This is a genomic window from Pacificibacter maritimus (assembly GCF_003814915.1).
GTDB classification, from domain to species: domain Bacteria; phylum Pseudomonadota; class Alphaproteobacteria; order Rhodobacterales; family Rhodobacteraceae; genus Celeribacter; species Celeribacter maritimus.
Genome location: NZ_RKQK01000005.1, coordinates 201623 through 219183, shown reverse-complemented (window position 1 = coordinate 219183; position 17561 = coordinate 201623). Strand labels below are relative to the sequence as shown.

27 protein-coding genes are annotated in these 17561 nt (G+C 51.1%); 1 reads left to right on the top strand and 26 read right to left on the bottom strand.

Going from position 1 to position 17561, the window contains the following annotated elements; translation table 11 throughout:
* Positions 1 to 2: 2 nt before the first annotated feature.
* The 26 genes from EDD53_RS14120 to rpmC all read right to left on the bottom strand — a co-directional run bounded on the left by EDD53_RS14120 (position 3) and on the right by rpmC (position 16387).
* Positions 3 to 671: an HAD-IA family hydrolase gene (locus tag EDD53_RS14120; RefSeq protein WP_123794202.1), complete on the bottom strand. Its 669-nt coding sequence runs from the start codon at positions 669 to 671 to the stop codon at positions 3 to 5.
* A complete protein-coding gene (locus EDD53_RS14115) occupies positions 668 to 1708 on the bottom strand; it encodes an RluA family pseudouridine synthase (RefSeq protein WP_123794201.1) in 1041 nt (346 codons plus the stop codon). Before EDD53_RS14115 ends, EDD53_RS14120 begins: the two co-directional genes overlap by 4 nt.
* A complete protein-coding gene (gene crcB / locus EDD53_RS14110; protein ID WP_123794200.1) occupies positions 1705 to 2079 on the bottom strand; it encodes a fluoride efflux transporter CrcB in 375 nt (124 codons plus the stop codon). Before crcB ends, EDD53_RS14115 begins: the two co-directional genes overlap by 4 nt.
* Positions 2080 to 2148: 69 nt before the next feature.
* Positions 2149 to 3462 carry a replication-associated recombination protein A gene (locus EDD53_RS14105; RefSeq protein ID WP_123794199.1) on the bottom strand — a complete coding sequence of 438 codons (1314 nt, stop codon included), beginning with the start codon at positions 3460 to 3462 and terminating at the stop codon, positions 2149 to 2151.
* A gap of 84 nt (positions 3463 to 3546) precedes the next feature.
* Positions 3547 to 4134, bottom strand: coding sequence for an acyl-homoserine-lactone synthase (locus EDD53_RS14100; RefSeq protein WP_123794198.1), 588 nt, complete (start codon positions 4132 to 4134; stop codon positions 3547 to 3549).
* A 53-nt stretch (positions 4135 to 4187) separates the two neighbouring features.
* Positions 4188 to 4799, bottom strand: a complete 612-nt coding sequence (locus tag EDD53_RS14095; protein WP_123794197.1) for an autoinducer binding domain-containing protein — start codon at positions 4797 to 4799, stop codon at positions 4188 to 4190.
* A gap of 325 nt (positions 4800 to 5124) precedes the next feature.
* Positions 5125 to 5550: a 50S ribosomal protein L17 gene (gene rplQ / locus EDD53_RS14090; protein WP_123794196.1), complete on the bottom strand. Its 426-nt coding sequence runs from the start codon at positions 5548 to 5550 to the stop codon at positions 5125 to 5127.
* A 153-nt stretch (positions 5551 to 5703) separates the two neighbouring features.
* A complete protein-coding gene (locus tag EDD53_RS14085) occupies positions 5704 to 6720 on the bottom strand; it encodes a DNA-directed RNA polymerase subunit alpha (RefSeq protein ID WP_123794195.1) in 1017 nt (338 codons plus the stop codon).
* 120 nt (positions 6721 to 6840) lie between these two features.
* Entirely contained in the window at positions 6841 to 7230 is a 390-nt protein-coding gene (gene rpsK / locus EDD53_RS14080; RefSeq protein WP_123794194.1) for a 30S ribosomal protein S11, read from the bottom strand.
* Between the two features lie 15 nt (positions 7231 to 7245).
* Positions 7246 to 7614 carry a 30S ribosomal protein S13 gene (gene rpsM, locus EDD53_RS14075; RefSeq protein ID WP_123794193.1) on the bottom strand — a complete coding sequence of 123 codons (369 nt, stop codon included), beginning with the start codon at positions 7612 to 7614 and terminating at the stop codon, positions 7246 to 7248.
* Between the two features lie 335 nt (positions 7615 to 7949).
* Positions 7950 to 8525, bottom strand: coding sequence for an adenylate kinase (locus EDD53_RS14070; protein ID WP_123794192.1), 576 nt, complete (start codon positions 8523 to 8525; stop codon positions 7950 to 7952).
* On the bottom strand, positions 8522 to 9880 hold the full coding sequence (gene secY, locus EDD53_RS14065; protein WP_211331630.1) for a preprotein translocase subunit SecY: 1359 nt from the start codon (positions 9878 to 9880) through the stop codon (positions 8522 to 8524). The genes EDD53_RS14070 and secY overlap by 4 nt, the downstream gene beginning before the upstream one ends.
* A gap of 103 nt (positions 9881 to 9983) precedes the next feature.
* Positions 9984 to 10454 (bottom strand): 50S ribosomal protein L15, encoded by a 471-nt coding sequence (rplO, locus tag EDD53_RS14060; protein WP_123794191.1) that lies wholly within the window; start codon positions 10452 to 10454, stop codon positions 9984 to 9986.
* A 233-nt stretch (positions 10455 to 10687) separates the two neighbouring features.
* Positions 10688 to 10903: a DUF1127 domain-containing protein gene (locus EDD53_RS14055; protein ID WP_123794190.1), complete on the bottom strand. Its 216-nt coding sequence runs from the start codon at positions 10901 to 10903 to the stop codon at positions 10688 to 10690.
* A 215-nt stretch (positions 10904 to 11118) separates the two neighbouring features.
* Positions 11119 to 11901, bottom strand: a complete 783-nt coding sequence (locus tag EDD53_RS14050; protein WP_123794189.1) for an MBL fold metallo-hydrolase — start codon at positions 11899 to 11901, stop codon at positions 11119 to 11121.
* Between the two features lie 142 nt (positions 11902 to 12043).
* On the bottom strand, positions 12044 to 12235 hold the full coding sequence (rpmD, locus tag EDD53_RS14045; protein ID WP_123794188.1) for a 50S ribosomal protein L30: 192 nt from the start codon (positions 12233 to 12235) through the stop codon (positions 12044 to 12046).
* Between the two features lie 12 nt (positions 12236 to 12247).
* The gene (gene rpsE / locus EDD53_RS14040; RefSeq protein ID WP_123794187.1) at positions 12248 to 12817 is read right to left on the bottom strand and encodes a 30S ribosomal protein S5; all 570 of its coding nucleotides are present in this window, start codon (positions 12815 to 12817) and stop codon (positions 12248 to 12250) included.
* Between the two features lie 134 nt (positions 12818 to 12951).
* Positions 12952 to 13311: a 50S ribosomal protein L18 gene (gene rplR / locus EDD53_RS14035; RefSeq protein WP_123794186.1), complete on the bottom strand. Its 360-nt coding sequence runs from the start codon at positions 13309 to 13311 to the stop codon at positions 12952 to 12954.
* 11 nt (positions 13312 to 13322) lie between these two features.
* Positions 13323 to 13856 (bottom strand): 50S ribosomal protein L6, encoded by a 534-nt coding sequence (gene rplF, locus EDD53_RS14030; protein ID WP_123794185.1) that lies wholly within the window; start codon positions 13854 to 13856, stop codon positions 13323 to 13325.
* 10 nt (positions 13857 to 13866) lie between these two features.
* Entirely contained in the window at positions 13867 to 14259 is a 393-nt protein-coding gene (gene rpsH / locus EDD53_RS14025) for a 30S ribosomal protein S8 (RefSeq protein WP_123794184.1), read from the bottom strand.
* 12 nt (positions 14260 to 14271) lie between these two features.
* Positions 14272 to 14577: a 30S ribosomal protein S14 gene (gene rpsN / locus EDD53_RS14020; RefSeq protein ID WP_123794183.1), complete on the bottom strand. Its 306-nt coding sequence runs from the start codon at positions 14575 to 14577 to the stop codon at positions 14272 to 14274.
* Between the two features lie 19 nt (positions 14578 to 14596).
* A complete protein-coding gene (gene rplE, locus EDD53_RS14015; RefSeq protein ID WP_123794182.1) occupies positions 14597 to 15160 on the bottom strand; it encodes a 50S ribosomal protein L5 in 564 nt (187 codons plus the stop codon).
* On the bottom strand, positions 15160 to 15465 hold the full coding sequence (rplX, locus tag EDD53_RS14010) for a 50S ribosomal protein L24 (RefSeq protein ID WP_123794181.1): 306 nt from the start codon (positions 15463 to 15465) through the stop codon (positions 15160 to 15162). Before rplX ends, rplE begins: the two co-directional genes overlap by 1 nt.
* Positions 15465 to 15833: a 50S ribosomal protein L14 gene (gene rplN / locus EDD53_RS14005; protein ID WP_123794180.1), complete on the bottom strand. Its 369-nt coding sequence runs from the start codon at positions 15831 to 15833 to the stop codon at positions 15465 to 15467. Before rplN ends, rplX begins: the two co-directional genes overlap by 1 nt.
* Positions 15834 to 15944: 111 nt before the next feature.
* Positions 15945 to 16172, bottom strand: a complete 228-nt coding sequence (gene rpsQ, locus EDD53_RS14000; RefSeq protein ID WP_123794179.1) for a 30S ribosomal protein S17 — start codon at positions 16170 to 16172, stop codon at positions 15945 to 15947.
* Between the two features lie 14 nt (positions 16173 to 16186).
* Positions 16187 to 16387 carry a 50S ribosomal protein L29 gene (gene rpmC, locus EDD53_RS13995; protein WP_123794178.1) on the bottom strand — a complete coding sequence of 67 codons (201 nt, stop codon included), beginning with the start codon at positions 16385 to 16387 and terminating at the stop codon, positions 16187 to 16189.
* Between the two features lie 226 nt (positions 16388 to 16613).
* Here rpmC and EDD53_RS13990 point away from each other — a divergent pair, with 226 nt between their 5' ends.
* On the top strand, positions 16614 to 17234 hold the full coding sequence (locus EDD53_RS13990) for a TIGR02466 family protein (protein ID WP_123794177.1): 621 nt from the start codon (positions 16614 to 16616) through the stop codon (positions 17232 to 17234).
* The last annotated feature ends 327 nt before the right edge of the window (positions 17235 to 17561 follow it).

The following is a 17561-nucleotide window of genomic DNA, read 5'->3' as shown; positions in this document are numbered from 1 at the left end:
GTCTAGTCCTTCCAAATCGTATCGAGCGTCGTCTCAAGCTGTGAAAAATCAGTCACAATCGCCGCCGCCCCAGTCGTCGTTAGGGCACGCACCCCGTGGTAGCCCCAAGACACACCAATCGAAGCACAGCGCGCGGCCTTCGCCATTTCCATATCGTAAGTCGTATCCCCCACCACAACCGCATCCGCCGCTTGGGCATCGCAATCGGTCAAACAGGCCTGCACCATCGAAGGATGCGGCTTTGATGGGTGATCGTCGGCGCAATGTGTTGTGGCGAAAACATCGGCAAATGGCCAAGATTCAAGCAAAGCATCTAGCCCGCGGCGACTTTTGCCTGTTGCAATTGCAAGCATCATATCCCCACGTGAAGCAAGCGCCGCAATCGCTGCCTCAGCCCCATCATAAAGCGGCGGCATCGCATCAGAACGCAAACGGTTGGCGCTGAAATCAGACTTATAGACCTCTACCATTTGCGCGACTGTCTGGTCATCCGCCATGGGCGCAAGTTCTTTCATCGCATAGGGCAAAGACAGCCCGATGATAGAGAGCACCGCTTGGCGTTCTGGCTGGGGCAAGGCAACGCTGTCAAAGGCCGCGGTCATTGAGGCAACGATATGCGCCTGACTGTCGACAAGCGTTCCATCGACATCAAAAATAACGAGCTTGCTCATCTGAGCGTCTCAAACGGATCTTCCGCCGCCAAGTCTTCAGACCAATCGAAAGTGTCCCAGCTGTTTTTCATATGCTCTGGCAAAGGCGCAGTCACGCTCAGCAGTTTACGTGTTACAGGGTGTTCAAACGCAATACGGCGTGCATGTAGGTGCAGCTTTTTGCTGATGACACCGCCAAGTTGTGCGCCCCAGCCGTCGCCCATGTTTTCTTGTCCAGAGCCACCATATTTGCCGTCGCCTACAATCGGATGACCGATTTCAGCCATATGCGCGCGCAGCTGGTGGGTGCGCCCTGTCAAAGGTTCCATCGCCACCCATGACGCACGGCTGCCGACGCGATACAACGTAGCATACAGCGTGCTCGCGCGTTTTGCGCCCTCGGTGCTGTCTACATCGCGCGGGTGAACAGCATACATTTTCTCGCCTTCACCACCTTTGCCGCGCCCCGATGCTTTGACCAATCCGTATTTGATCTCACCCAAATATGGAACGGGAACGCCCGCGACCAAGGCCCAATAGATTTTGCGCGTATTACGGTGACGGAAGGCTTCGGTCAGTTTTGTGGCCATCGCAGGGGTGCGTGCCAAAACCAATGCACCTGATGTGTCCTTGTCCAAACGGTGCACAAGGCGAGGCTTTTCATCGTAATCAAAACGCAGCGCTTCAGACAATCCATCGACGTGGCGCAACTGTTTTGAGCCACCTTGCGTCGGCAGCCCCGCAGGCTTGTTGATGACGATAATATGGTCGTCTTTATACAAAACAGACTGCTGCATCATTTTAATGTCAGCATTGGTCAATCGAATATTGTTATGCTTTGGCGCTTCCACATCGGGCAGCGGCGGCACACGCACTACATTGCCAGGGCCGACGCGCGTATTTGATTTAACGCGTCCCCCATCGACACGAATATCACCCTTGCGGCATAGTTTTTCTATGTTGCCCTGCGTGATCTGTGGAAAAGACTTTCGAAACCAACGATCCAAACGCTGCTCGGGTTGATCATCCCCTATGGTGATCATTTGAACTTTGCTCATGCGACGACTCCCCGTGCAACTGCAAGACCAATAGCAATGCCGCCAAGCGCCAAAACCAAGGTCCCTAAAACATAACTCGCGGCTAGGCCGAATTGCCCCCGCTCATACAGCGCGATCGCATCAAGCGAAAACGCGGAAAATGTGGTGAAGCCCCCTAAGACACCTGTCAACAAAAACAGAGTGAAGCGATGACCTGACGTTTCCGCCAAAACCACGATAAAAACACCCATAAGGAACGAGCCGACAAAGTTGACTGCCAAAGTGCCCCAAGGAAAGCCACCGCCCAGTAAACGAGCCAGTGCAATGGAGGTTAAATACCGCGCCGATGCGCCGATCGCCCCGCCAAGGGCCACTTGCAAGAGAGGTGCCATTTTTGGTGTCCTTTTGCCTGTTCCTTGGGTCTCATTCAGTGAAATGTCAACAGATATTGGGGTTTTGGCCTAATCTCGTTTTCGCTGATCTCTAAGCTTTTCAAAATAGGCAACACGTTTAGCTAAGTCACGTTCAAAACCGCGTTCAACAGGGGCGTAGAACTGGGTGCGTGGCAAGGTTTCAGGAAAAAAGTTTTGCCCTGAAAATCCATCTTTAGAATCGTGGTCATAGGCATAGCCTACGCCATACCCATGCTTTTCCATCATCTTGGTCGGCGCATTTAAAATGTGCTTGGGGGGCGGCTCTGATCCCGTTTTGCGCGCCGCGTCACGCGCCGCCTTATAGGCGACGTAAGCCGCGTTAGATTTTGGCGCCAATGCCAAATATATCACAGCCTGCGATAGGGCCAACTCGCCTTCAGGGGAGCCAAGCCTCTCAAAAGTTTCCCACGCGTGCAGGCAAACCGTTTGCGCCTGAGGGTCGGCCAATGCGATATCTTCGACCGCCATCCGCACAAGCCTGCGCGCGAGGTAGCGCGGGTCTTCGCCGCCCTCTAGCATTCTGGCAAACCAGTACAACGCCGCATCAGGATCGGACCCTCGCACCGACTTGTGCAACGCTGAAATCAGGTTGTAATGTTCCTCACCAGATTTGTCATATTTGGCAGCACGCCGCATCAAACGCTTGCCCAACTGATCGCTGTCAAGCGGCTGCGAAACCCGCCATGCCATGACCTGTTCAATCAGATTTAAAAGCGTGCGACCATCGCCATCGGCCATCTCACATAGGGTTTCGCGTGCGCGCTGGGTCAGCGGCAAATCGCGCTCAAATTCGGTCTCAGCGCGCGCGGCCATCAATGCGAGCTCATCCAGCGACAAACGTTCCAGAATCATCACTTGGCTGCGTGACATGACCGCTGCGTTCAATTCAAAGCTGGGGTTTTCAGTCGTTGCGCCAACCAAAAGAATTGTGCCGTCTTCCATATGAGGCAGAAAACTATCTTGCTGTGCTTTGTTGAAACGATGGATTTCGTCGACAAATAACAACGTGCCTTTACCATTCTGACGGCGCAATTTCGCTGCCTCGAAAACTTTGCGTAAATCAGGAACGCCCGTAAAGATCGCCGAGATTTGGACAAAATGCAGATCCGTTTCATCCGCTAATAGCCGCGCGATGGTGGTTTTACCAACGCCAGGCGGTCCCCAGAAAATGATCGACGATAAAGATCCAGAGGCCAGCATCACACCCAAAGGGGCTTCGGGTCCGAGCACATGGGATTGGCCGATAACCTCACCCAAAGATTTCGGGCGCAAACGGTCCGCAAGCGGGCGCGGCGCTTGGACTTCGGGTTTAGAGATATCGGATTGGAATAGGTCAGACATGCGCCAACACTACGCCGCAATACCACGTGGTAAAAGGGAAAACGGGGCCACAATACTGCGTTGCGGCCCCGTCGTGAGTATTTGCTAGTGCAGTTTATTGGACAGGTTGATGCGAATGCAGGCGTTATTCGCCCCTCCGATGTCCATTACGCGGCCGATCACGTCGATATCTAAGCCGACGCGGCGCCCCCAACGCGGACCCTTTTCAGGAATCAATCCGATCACTGAGGTTGCGCCAAGTGCACGCGCAGACAGCGTCATTTCATTGATGAGATTCATCTGAACGCGCATACGGATTTTTGCGGGAACGCGGTGGGATACAAAAATGCGACTGGATTCCCAGACATGCGGCGCGACAGGCGCTTCCTCAAAGAGCAGGTCGGATGGGATACTATCCAAAAGACCGCGCTGAGCGTCGCGGATCATGTAAGAATATATACCGCATTTCGTTGTTGTAGGGGTCAGTCTGATCCCTGCTAGAACCTCGCCAAATTCATGAACTGCAATCCAACGGGACGCAGGTGTATCGTATTGATCGTACTCCATACCATCTGCTTGTGGCAGATCCCATTTCGCCTGCTGAATGAAGGTTTCATGTCTTGCGCGAAGCATGTTCGCAAAAAGATCGCCATAGTTGTGCAAATTGGTGAAAGAAAGTGTGGTTGTTTGCATGGTAGTCTCCAGTGTCGGTTGATTTCTTCAACGCAACGCAGGGAGGCTCACCATCACAACAGCTTAATCTCCTTGGCTTTTTGGATTGCCTCTGAGGTGGTCCGCGCCATGAGACGCTCTCGGGCTGATACCAACCGCGCTTTTAATGCACTTTCGGATATCCCGAGTCTGGCCGCGGCAGCTGCGTGACGATCACCGCCCGCGATGCACCGGAGAGCCTGAATTTGAGCTTGTGTTAGATCTGTCTGGGGTTCGGACACCTCATGCAAAGTGCGCACAACCAACGCAATCTTTGCCATTTCAGCATCGGTAAATTCGCGATCGGTGCGAGAGCAACCAACAATAGATCGCGACTGAACTGGCCCGCAGGACACAGCCATTCCGTAATTCAGGCCGAATTCAGCGGCCTGCCTCCAAATTCCAAATGGATCGGGGAGATCAATTTCGCTCCACCGTGTTTGCCCCTCGCAGCTTAAACCCCAAGCGATCATTGGATCACGCAACGCATACGCATTGGACGTGTAATGCTCCAACCATTTGGGATCGTAGGTTGATTGATACACTAAAGGCGCAGCGAATCGAATATGCAGCCCCGCCGTATAACCAACGGGGGATGCTTCACGAAGCTGCGCAAATAGTCGATTTAACTCTGTCATACCAATCATAAGAATTCATTCGCTGTTAAAGGGACTCGACAACCATAAGGCGACCTTATCACCCCAAGCTAAACCAATGGTATTCACATGGGAAGTCAGGATTGCCCTATTATGCCCGAAAGTCATCTGCATCGTAACGTCTGAACTTAGAACCTAAACGACCTAGCTGCCGACACTTTACCAGAATTGAGCATAAGGTATTGTAAACAAATCTGAAAAAATCGGTATCCCATCACAGCAGAAAAATCGATAAACTTTTAAGCTATTTACCACAAAGTCAAAAAAAAGGCCCCGTTCAACTGAACGAGGCCCAATTATTAGACGTTGGAAACGCTTATGCGTCTGCAACTGTACCGTCTTCGGCGGCAAGGCGTGCTTTGTCGTCGGCGCCTTTCGCTGCTGGATCGCGGTCTACGAATTCGATGATCGCCATAGGCGCCATGTCACCGTAACGGAAACCAGCTTTTACGATACGAACGTAACCACCTGAACGCTCAGCATAACGTGGGCCGAGAACGTCAAAAAGTTTTGCCGCAAATTTTTCCTGTTTCAACTGGCTTGCAGCCTGACGACGCGCGTGCAAGTCGCCGCGTTTGCCCAATGTGATCAATTTCTCGATGATTGGACGCAATTCTTTTGCTTTTGGCAAAGTTGTTTTGATTTGCTCATGTTCGATGAGCGAGCCAGCCATGTTCGAGAACATCGCTTTGCGGTGTTCGTGTGTACGGTTTAGGCGGCGGTAACCTCTAGCGTGACGCATTGTAAATCTCCTATAGCGTGTTTTGCTTTGTCTGGCAGCCGATGCGTGTCAGCTACTCTCCTTGGGGCCCTTCACTGAGGATCCAGTGCCCAGATCTTCCCCGTATCAAAACGGGCATTTGCGGGAGAAGGCCGAAGCCTTCCCCCAAATCACTTAGAACTGATCTTCGAATTTCTTAGCAAGATCTTCGATGTTCTCTGGCGGCCATTCTTCAACGTCCATACCGAGGTGCAGACCCATGCCTGACAACACTTCTTTGATCTCGTTCAAAGACTTGCGGCCAAAGTTTGGCGTGCGGAGCATCTCAGCTTCGGTTTTCTGAATAAGGTCACCTATGTAAACGATGTTGTCGTTCTTGAGGCAGTTCGCGGAACGTACTGACAATTCAAGCTCGTCCACTTTCTTAAGAAGAAGTGGGTTGAACTCAAGACCGTCGTCTTCTTCCTGACGATTGGCAGACTCAGGCTCATCGAAGTTCACGAAGATACCAAGCTGGTCTTGCAGAATGCGCGCAGCGTAAGCAACAGCGTCTTCTGGCGTGACAGAACCATCAGTTTCAATTTTCAATGTGAGTTTGTCATAGTCGAGAACCTGACCTTCGCGGGTCGGTTGCACGTCATAGGACACTTTTTTCACTGGTGAATAGATCGCATCGATCGGAATAAGGCCGATTGGTGCATCTTCTGGTTTATTCTTTTCAGCAGAGACATAGCCTTTGCCTGTGTTGACAGTCAGTTCCATAAACAAATCAGCGCCGTCATCCAAGTGACAGATCACGTGATCTTTGTTCAAAACTTCAATGCCAGCAGTTTCAGAGATGTCACCAGCGGTTACAACCATTGGACCCTTTGCAGAAATAGAAAGACGCTTAGGTCCTTCAACTTCCATGCGCAAAGCAACACCTTTGAGGTTCAAGATAACGTCTGTGACGTCTTCGCGAACACCAGCGACTGACGAAAATTCGTGAAGAACGTTGTCGATCTGAACGGAAGTGATAGCGGCACCCTGAAGGGACGACATCAAAATACGACGCAGGGCGTTGCCCATTGTCAGACCGAAGCCACGCTCAAGTGGTTCAGCAATAATAGTCGCTTGACGTGCTGGCTCGTTGCCAGGCTTCACTTCAAGCTGCTGTGGTTTGATGAGCTCTGCCCAATTCTTGTGGATCATGCTGTAGCCTCCATTCTTGTCCCAAACCCATGTCCTTAAGTAGGGGACGCCCGAGGGGTCTTAAAAACGCAAAAACGGACCGCGGGCAATAAGGCCCGCGATCCAAAAAATCAGTATATATTATACGCGGCGGCGCTTTGGTGGGCGACAGCCGTTGTGCGCCATTGGTGTAACGTCACGGATAGATGTAACGTTAAGACCAAGAGCAGCCAGAGCGCGCAAAGCGGACTCACGGCCAGAACCTGGACCTTGAACTTCAACTTCCAAAGTTTTCACGCCGTGCTCTTGTGCTTTTTTACCAGCATCTTCAGCAGCCATCTGAGCAGCGTAAGGAGTCGACTTGCGTGACCCTTTAAAGCCCATAGTACCAGCAGAAGACCAAGAGATCGCGTTACCCTGAACGTCAGAGATCAAAATCTTAGTGTTGTTGAATGTAGAGTTTACGTGAGCAACGCCAGTGGCGATGTTCTTGGAAACTTTTTTCTTAGTGCGACGAGTATCACGTGCCATGTTAAGTAGCCTCCCTTACTTCTTCTTGCCAGCAATGGCTTTCGCAGGACCCTTGCGAGTACGTGCGTTTGTGTGCGTACGCTGACCGCGTACAGGGAGGTTGCGACGGTGACGCAAGCCGATGTATGAACCAAGGTCCATAGCGCGCTTGATGTTCATCTGTGTCTCACGGCGCAGGTCGCCCTCAACAGTGTAGTTCGCGTCGATGTGCTCACGCACAGCTAGAACTTCTGAATCGGACAATTCGTTAACACGACGAGTTTCGTCGATGCCAACTGCTGCACAAATGTCTTTTGCGGATTTAGATCCGATACCCGTTACATAGGTCAATGCGATAGGAAGACGCTTGCCTGTCGGGATGTTTACGCCGGCGATACGAGCCAATGTATATTCCTTTTTCGTTGCGGTTCCGTAGTACCGGAACCTTTTTTCACAACGGAAGCCCGCAAGTTTTTCACCTACGAGCGTCAGCTGAATTCGATGATCTTCACGTTTGGGAGCGACCCTTAGCGAATCTATTACCCCTTACGGGATGGGTCTCACTACTGCCCCGCTGTGACAGCGTCAAGCCCTTTGGTGATATGCCCCGCAATTTCCCATAACCATTTGAGAAATATGAGGCAAGCTTACCATAAGTTGTCACGCAGAAGCCGCCCCACTAAACCAAAAGGCCGCGCCAGTTTCCCGTGCGCGGCCTTTGAAATGCTATGTAAAAGACCTTAGCCTAGTGCTTTTGCGACATCGCTGGCGACGCGTTCAACATCTTGCAAACCATCCACTGTGCGCAACTCGCCCCGCGCATAGTAATAGCCAATCAGCGGCGACGTTTTCTTGTAGTATTCCATCAAACGGATCTTGACGCTTTCTTCATTGTCATCTGCACGCACAGGTTTGCCTGCAGCAGCAGCTTCTGCCGCGCGATTAACAATACGCTTGACCAAGGTTTCATCGTCGACCTCAAGCTGAACCACTGCGTCCAATTGTACATCATTGCGTGACAGCAATTCGTTCAAAGCATCAGCCTGACCCAGCGTACGCGGAAAGCCGTCAAAGATAAAACCTGCAGCATTGCCAGCTTGGATTTTTTCTTCGATCAAACCGATAACGATTTCGTCTGTTACAAGCTGACCTGCATCCATGACTGCGGCAACTTTCTTGCCCATTTCTGAGCCAGAAGTCCGCGCTTCACGCAGCATATCACCCGTAGAAAGCTGCACCATACCGCGCTCTTGCACAAGGCGAAGTGCCTGTGTGCCTTTTCCCGCACCAGGTGGTCCAAGCAGAATAATGTTCATCGTCTCGCGCTCCCCCGCTTACTGCGTTTTTTGCCACGCAGCTGAGATTTTTCAATCAAGCCTTCATATTGGTGCGCCAATAGATGTGACTGCACCTGCTGAATTGTGTCCATAGTTACAGACACAACAATCAAAACAGATGTCCCACCAAAGTAGAACGGAATTGCAAACTGGCTGCGCACGATTTCTGGCAACAAACACACAGCCGCAAGATACGCAGAGCCGATCACCAAAATACGCGCCACGATATAATCAAGGTGCTCTTCGGTTTTCTTGCCAGGACGAATGCCTGGAATGAAACCGTTTTGGTTTTTCAAGTTGTCTGCAACCTCATCAGATTTGAAAGCAACGTTCGCAGTGTAGAAGTAAGCAAAGAATACAATCATTGCTGTAAAGAACAGCAAGTAAAGAGGCTGGCCGGGGCCAAAGTAAGCCAAGATTGTAGACATCACAGGACCAAGATCAGACTGACCTGAAAAGGTTGCGATCGTGGTTGGCAACAACAACAAAGACGATGCAAAGATAGCAGGGATAACGCCCGCTGGGTTTACTTTGATCGGCAAGTGGCTGCTTTGCGCGTCAAATACTTTCATGCCTTGCTGACGACGTGGGTACTGAATGTGCACCTTGCGAAGCGCGCGCTCCATGAAGACCACAAAAGCAATCACACCGACGATCATGGCAAGCACCAGAATGATCACAAAGGGTGAAATCGCGCCAGACCGACCAGAGGCTAGGAATTGCGCCATCGCACTTGGAATTTCTGCGACGATACCAACGAAGATGATCAAGGAAATGCCATTGCCGATGCCGCGATTGGTGATTTGCTCACCCAACCACATCAAGAACATTGTCCCCCCCACAAGCGTGATGATCACACCTGCGCGGAAATACCAGCCCGCTTCATGGGCCAAATCGCCAGCTTCCAAAGAGGCAGCCAATCCATAGGCTTGGAACAAGGCCAAAGCCACCGTGCCAAAGCGCGTATATTGGTTGATCTTTTTACGCCCCTGCTCGCCCTCTTTCTTGAGTTGCTCAAGCTTGGGAACCATAGCAGTTAGAAGCTGCACGATGATCGATGCAGAAATATAGGGCATGATGCCCAATGCAAAGATACCCATACGGCCCAAAGCACCACCAGTGAACATCGACAGAATACCGCCAATGCCGCTAGAAGCTTGTTCCATAAAGTCACGGAGCGCATTTGCGTCGATACCAGGCACGGGGATAAATGTCCCGAGACGGTAGACGATCAACAGACCGAGGGTGAAAATAATACGTTGGCGAAGCTCAGTGGCTTTCCCGAGGGTGCCCCAGCTAAGGTTCGCTGCCATTTGTTCTGCTGCGGATGCCATTAGGTCTCTCTTTCGCGATAACGCCGCCGAACCGGGTTTCCCGGTCGGCGGCGCTTGGAAAACATAGAATTGATGTAAGGGGCAACGCCCCCTATCACAACCCTTATTCGGCCGCTTGTGCCGTTACTGTGAGAGAGCCGCCTGCTTTTGCAACAGCTTCAACAGCTGCTTTAGACGCGCCAGTCACAGTGATGTTCAATTTGGATGTCGCTTCGCCTTTTGCGAGAACGCGGATACCGTCCAATTTGCGGCGGATCAAACCAGAAGCAACCAATGTATCTTCTGTGATCGCTGCTGTTGCGTCGATTTTGCCTTCGGCTACGAATTTTTCGATTAGGCCAAGGTTCACAACTGCAAATTTCTTACGGTTTGGTTTGTTGAAACCGCGCTTAGGAAGACGCATGTACAATGGCATTTGACCGCCTTCGTAGCCACCGATCGCAACACCTGAACGGGATTTTTGACCTTTGATACCACGGCCACCCATTTTACCTGTGCCAGAACCTGGACCACGGCCAACGCGCTTGCGTTTCTTTGTTGCGCCTTCGTTATCGTGAAGTTCGTGTAGTTTCATGTCGCTTCTCCTTGCCGGAACTGACCCCCAGCGACGGAAGGCCAAACACGGCGTAAAATTAATGATTCTGATGGGCTAAAAACCCACTTGGCGCGTATACGCAAGTTCCGCGCGCTATTCAAGCCTGCTATTGGCATTGCCCAGTTTTAAAAGGCGGCCTTAAAATGCAAAATGGCCCGCAAAACTGCAGACCATAAACGCAAGGCATCCAACCTAAATACTGTGGTAAAAGCTTATTTAAGCTTTGTACCCATTGCAGCTTCGTAGATTGAGCCGCGGTTCAAGCCAATGTCAGCCAATTCACGGTCAGACAAAGCGCTCAATTTAGTGTATGTTGCTTCGATTGCACGCGCTTCTTTGAATGCTGATACAGCTGCTGAGAATGCAGATACGATAGAAGCGAATACTGAAGTGTGAGCTGGTGTTGAGAATGTTGTTACGTGTGCCATTGTGCGGAACCTTATAAGATTTGAACGTTTTCATTGCGTCTATTTTTCGACATCCCCGTCTGGGGTGTTGATGATCATTTAGGCGGTTTGAAAACTTTTAGGTAGCATTAGATTCCCAAACCCGCCATGCAGCGCGTGCATAGCTCTATCCGATATAAAAAAACCCCCGCTGTTTCCAACGAGGGCTTCAGACTGTTCAGGTAGATTATTCCATTCTAGCCGTGGCTGTGATCACCGTACCAATCGCCGATTTTGACCTCAGACGCGCCCCCGACAAGTTCCGCGAATTGTTCAGGATCTTGTGTCCCGCCATCGCGGCCTTGGTAGTGGTATGGGTAGACATAGGTCGGTTTAAACACTTTAACCGCCTCTGCTGCTTGCTGCGCTGTTTGCGTGAATGGCAGGTTCATACAGAGGAACGCCAGATCAATATCTGTCAGCGCCAGCATTTCAGGCGTAGGCTCAGTGTCGCCAGAAATGTAAGTGCGGAAACCATCCAAGGTTACAATATACCCGTTATCGCGCCCTTCTGGGTGAAAATTCATGCGCTCTTCAGTGGTGTTATAGGCAGGGATCGCGTCAACCCCGATTTCACCCCAAGCGGCCGATTCGCCATTGGCCAAAACTTGCGTGTTGTTTCTTAACCCTTCGGGTAGTTTTTCAAAGACCGCAGGATTGGTGATCATCTGGGTCGCATCCCCCTTGAGCGCCGTCAAAGTATCAACATTATAGTGATCGCCATGCTCATGAGTAATCAGGATGTAGTCGGCAGAGGGCAGGCTTTCATAGCTTGCAGCATCCCCCACCGGATCAACGTAAATCACCCCTGCAGGCGTTTCCATAACAAAGGATGCATGCGCAATCGGATGCACTGTGATCGCACCATCTGCGAAAACATCAGACATATGGCCAGCAGCGCGCGCGGAAAACGGCAATACTGTAATCAAACCGACGGCAGCGCCAGCATGCGTTAAAAAGGAACGGCGTGTTTGTGTCATCTTTCAACCTCCATGAATTAGGCAATAGATAGCACGCAACCGTCCCGCGGCAATGTCACGACGCCGTGAGCCCGCAAATACAAAAACGCCCCGCTGTTTCCAACGAGGCGTTTTCCAAAAGCTTTAGATCAAAAAGATCGACTTAATTGTCGCGCTCTTCGATGATTTCTACCATGTGAGAAATCTTACGCACCATGCCGCGAACCGCTGGAGTATCTTCCAACTCACGTGTCTTGTGCATTTTGTTGAGGCCAAGGCCAACCAACGTAGCACGTTGATCTTGTGGGCGACGGATCGGAGAACCGATCTGTTTTACAACGATAGTTTTAGCCATTGTGTCTACTCCTTACGCTTCTGCTGATTCAGCAGGTGCGGCTGCAGCGGCGTCATCTTTTTTCAAGATGTCAGCCACTTTCTTGCCGCGACGCTGAGCGACGGAACGTGGTGATGATTCTTGCTTAAGACCGTCGATAGTCGCACGGATCATGTTGTATGGGTTTGAAGAACCGATGGATTTGGACACAACGTCCTGAACACCGAGCATTTCAAATACAGCACGCATTGGACCACCAGCGATGATACCAGTACCTTGTGGCGCAGTACGCATAACCACTTTGCCAGCACCGTGACGGCCGTTGACGTCGTGGTGCAATGTGCGACCTTCTTTCAAAGGCACGCGGATCATTTGGCGTTTCGCTTGCTCTGTGGCTTTGCGAATGGCCTCAGGGACCTCTTTCGCCTTACCTTTACCAAAGCCAACGCGGCCTTTTTGATCGCCTACAACTACAAGAGCAGCAAAGCCAAAACGCTTACCACCTTTTACAGTTTTAGACACACGGTTGATCGCGACAAGGCGATCTGCAAATTCTGGAGTTTCATCGCGATCGCGACGGTTCCCACGGTTGTTATCTGCCATTGGGCATTTCCTTAAATAGGTGGCGCGAGGCGCCGGATGTTATCAATCCTAGTGGAAAAGCGCAGCCTAGGCTGCGCCTCCCTGGATCATCGGGGGGGCGCCAACCCTAAGGTTAAGCGCCACCCACAAGTGATTTAGAACTTCAAGCCGCCTTCACGCGCAGCTTCGGCCAAGGCCTTCACTTTGCCGTGGAATAGGAAGCCGCCGCGGTCGAAGTAACATACTTCCACGCCAGCTTTCTTGGCACGTTCCGCGATAGCAGCGCCAACTTTGGAAGCTGCATCGACGTTGTTTTTGCCGACCACACCGAGATCTTTCTCGAGTGTTGACGCAGAGGCGAGTGTCACGCCGTTTACGTCGTCGATCAACTGAACGCTGATGTTCTTGTTCGAACGATGGATAGACAGACGCGCACGTCCGTTTGCCATCTTGCGAAGTTTGTTCCGGACGCGCAGGCGGCGCTTCAAGAACAGGTCTCTTTTGCTGTTTGCCATGATCTACGTCCTTACTTCTTCTTACCTTCTTTGCGGAAGATATACTCGTCTTTGTATTTGATACCTTTGCCTTTGTAGGGCTCAGGTTTCCGCCATTCGCGAATATTTGCCGCGACTTGGCCAACGAGTTGTGCGTCTGTACCTTCAACAACGATTTCCGTTTGCTTCGGAGCTGTGACTGTTACGCCAGCAGGAACTTCGAAGAGAACGTCATGTGAATAACCCAAAGCCAGTTTGAGAGTGTTACCCTGCATAGTTGCACGGTAACCAACACCGTTGATCTCAAGCTCTTTTTTGAAGCCTGTAGATACACCTGTCACCAAGTTGGCGATAACAGTGCGGGACATGCCCCACTGTTGACGCGCGCGCTTGGATTTACCGCGAGGCGTGACAGTTACAGTATTGTCCTCAACTGCGACAGTTACGTCATCAGTTGCGGTGAATGTGTGAGTAGCCTTAGGGCCTTTCACTTCGATGGTCTGACCTGAAACAGAAGCAGTTACGCCGCTGGGCAGCTCGACCGGTTTTTTACCAATGCGAGACATCAGACCCTCCTTAGAAGACTGTGCAAAGCACTTCGCCGCCAACATTGTTGGCACGAGCGTTTGCATCAGACATCACACCTTTAGGTGTAGAGACAATCGACAAACCCAAACCCTGACGGACAGATGGGATGTCTTTAGCGCCCATGTAAACGCGACGACCAGGTTTTGAAACCCGTTTCACTTCGCGAATAACAGGAGTGCCTTCGAAGTATTTAAGGCTGATTTCAAGCGTTGGGTGACCAAGCTCGTTTGTGCCTTTTTCGTAGCCACGGATGTAACCTTCGTCGAGCAATACGTCCAAGACCCAAGCACGCAACTTAGAAGCTGGTGTTGAGACAACGGATTTACCGCGCATTTGAGAGTTACGGATACGTGTGAGCATATCTGCGATAGGATCGTTCATACTATGCTCCCCTTACCAGCTTGATTTCACGAGACCAGGGATCTGGCCGAATGAGCCAAGTTCCCGCAGCATGATACGGCTGACCTTAAGCTTACGGTAGTAAGCGTGTGGACGGCCTGTCAGCTGACAGCGGTTGTGAAGACGGACAGCCGAGCTATTGCGCGGCAACTCAGCAAGCTTCATGGTTGCGCGAAAACGCTCTTCCATGGGCTTCTCTTGGTCATAGATGATCTCTTTGAGAGCAGCGCGTTTGGTTGCATATTTTGCCACCAATTTAGCGCGTTTTGCCTCACGTGCGATCATGGATTTCTTAGCCATGTTCTCTAACTCCTCGCGATCAGCTGTTGAAAGGCATGTTGAATGCTTTCAACAAGGCCTTAGCTTCTGCGTCAGTTTTCGCAGTGGTTGCGATTACGATGTCCATACCCCAGTTTTCATCAACTTTATCAAAGTCGATTTCAGGGAAGACGATGTGCTCTTTAATACCCATGGCGTAGTTGCCACGGCCGTCAAAGGATTTGCCAGAGATGCCGCGGAAGTCGCGGATACGTGGCATAGCAATCGTGATAAGACGATCGAGGAATTCGTACATCTTTTCGCCACGAAGAGTAACCTTCGCGCCAAGGGGCATATCTTCACGAACGCGGAAACCAGCGATTGATTTCTTAGCGATCGTTGTCAAAGCCTTTTGACCAGCGATGAGTGTGAGATCTTCCTGAGCAGATTTTGCTTTTTTGGAATCACGCACAGCTTCAGCACCACAGCCGATGTTGAGAACGATTTTGTCCAAACGTGGGATCTGCATGTCGTTCTTGTAGCCGAACTCTTCTTTAAGAGCTGGACGAACGGCGTCAGTGTACACGGTTTTAAGACGTGGAGTGTAATTTGCAGTATCGAGCATCAGATCACGTCTCCTGTGGACTTAGCGAAGCGCACTTTTTGGTCGCCTTCCATACGGAAGCCAACGCGTGTTGCTTTGCCATTTGCGTCAACGATTGCAAGGTTTGACAAGTCGATCGGCATAGAGACCGGTTTCTTGCCGCCTTGGTCGCCTTGGGACGCTTTTGTGTGACGCAATGAGACATTGATGCCTTCGATTACGGCTTTGCCTTTTGACGGGTTCACAGAAGCGATTTCGCCCTGTTTACCTTTGTCTTTACCAGCAAGAACGATGACCTTGTCACCTTTACGGAGTTTAGCAGCCATTACAGCACCTCCGGAGCAAGTGAGATGATCTTCATAAAGTTTTTCGCACGCAATTCGCGAACAACTGGCCCAAAGATACGTGTACCTACTGGCTCATTGTTGTTGTTCAAAATCACAGCAGCGTTGCTGTCAAATTTGATTGCTGTGCCGTCTTCACGACGAACTTGTTTTGCTGTGCGAACGACAACGGCTTTACGCACGTCACCTTTCTTAACACGGCCACGTGGAATGGCTTCTTTCACCGATACAACGATGATGTCACCCACTGACGCGTACCGACGGTGTGAACCGCCGAGAACCTTGATGCACTGAACACGGCGAGCGCCGCTGTTGTCAGCAACATCCAGATTGGTCTGCATCTGAATCATGTGGTTTCTCCCGACCTTTGGGGCTGCCTGCAGTGGCGTAGTTCCCCAGGGTTTCGATTATGCTGAGTTACTCTGGCACAATCGATTTCAACTGATGTTAAAATCGAATGATTACGCGAGAACTTCCCAACGCTTGGTTTTCGACTTTGGTGCACATTCCTGAATACGGACTGTATCACCAACGTTGAATTGGTTGTTCTCATCGTGAGCCCGGTATTTTTTGGACTTACGGATGGTCTTTTTCATAACTGGGTGCTTGAAACGACGTTCAACGGAAACAGTCACTGTTTGCTCGTTTTGGTTAGACGTCACGACACCTGAAAGGATACGTTTAGGCATAGTCTCAGCTCCTCTTACTCAGCCGCAGCTGCGGCTTTTTCGTTCAAAATTGTCTTTACGCGTGCAGCTGCACGGCGCGCTTTACGAATTTGAACGGTGTTTTCGAGCTGACCAGTTGCTTGTTGAAAGCGCAGGTTGAAAGACTCTTTTTTGTTGTTTGCAAGCTCTTGGCGGAGCTCGTCTGGCGTTTTAGCGCGCAGGTCGTCGGCGTTCATAGCCCTATCCTTTTCCTAAGCACCAGTGGGCCCCCGTTAGGGTCACCCATGATCTGGTGGGTAATGTCAAAACACACGAATCCCCTGATGGGGTTCGAGCGATGCGTCTCTATAGGGGGCCACGCGCTTTAGGGCAAGCCTTACTTGCCCCTTTTTTCTATAGTGTTTTCACGGCATAACATCGACAAAAATCAGATTATCGCATCCCCACCAGAAAGCCACCACCATGTCCGATATCACTTCTCTCTTTGTCACCCGCCTTTACCGCGCGGCCTTATCCGAATTTGGCACGCCTGTGGACGCGGATGAATTGGAAAACTCCTGCCTGTCCATCGCCGAAGATGACGAGGCGGGCCAAGACTGGTGTGAGGCCAATGATTTTCCGGGCTACACCAGCTACGCGTCTCTGACGGACCTCGCGTGGCGCTTTCCGATTTTCAAAGACATTGTCGACAGCCTTGATCAACATGTCGCAGCCTTTGCTGCCGACCTGCAATTCGATCTGGACGATCGCAAACTGGTTTTGGAAGACATCTGGATCAACATTCTGCCCGAAGGTGGCGCGCATTCCGCCCACATCCATCCGCATTCTGTGATCTCTGGCACAACTTACGTTGCCATGCCCGAAGGCGCCTCTGCCCTCAAACTCGAAGATCCGCGTCACGCGATGATGATGGCCGCCCCACCCCGCATCAAAGACGCCCGCGAAGAGATGAAGAATTTCGTCTACGTGAAACCCGCCGTAGGGGATGTGCTGTTGTGGGAAAGCTGGCTGCGCCACGAAGTGCCGATGAATATGTCCGAAGATCACCGTATTTCTGTGAGCTTTAATTACCGTTGGGAGTAGTTTTTTGACAGATATTGATTCTGCTGCCGTGCGCTTCATGGAAATTTCGCGGGATATGTTAAAAACACACCCAAACACTGCAAGCCAATGTGTAGCTGTTTGCGCGCTAATATCGTCAGAATTGGATCAAGATGAAATACCGCATTCTATCGCTCTAGGGTCTCTATCTTGCAACGGAGTTAAGGCATTTCAATACAAGAAGGCTTTTCCCAAGAGACCCAAATCATTAGTCGACTGGGAAGGACATGCGTGGATAGACTTCGATTGCGGATTAGTTGGAGAAGCAACACTGATGCGAACAGCTCGAAGGTTCCCAGATACGAGTAA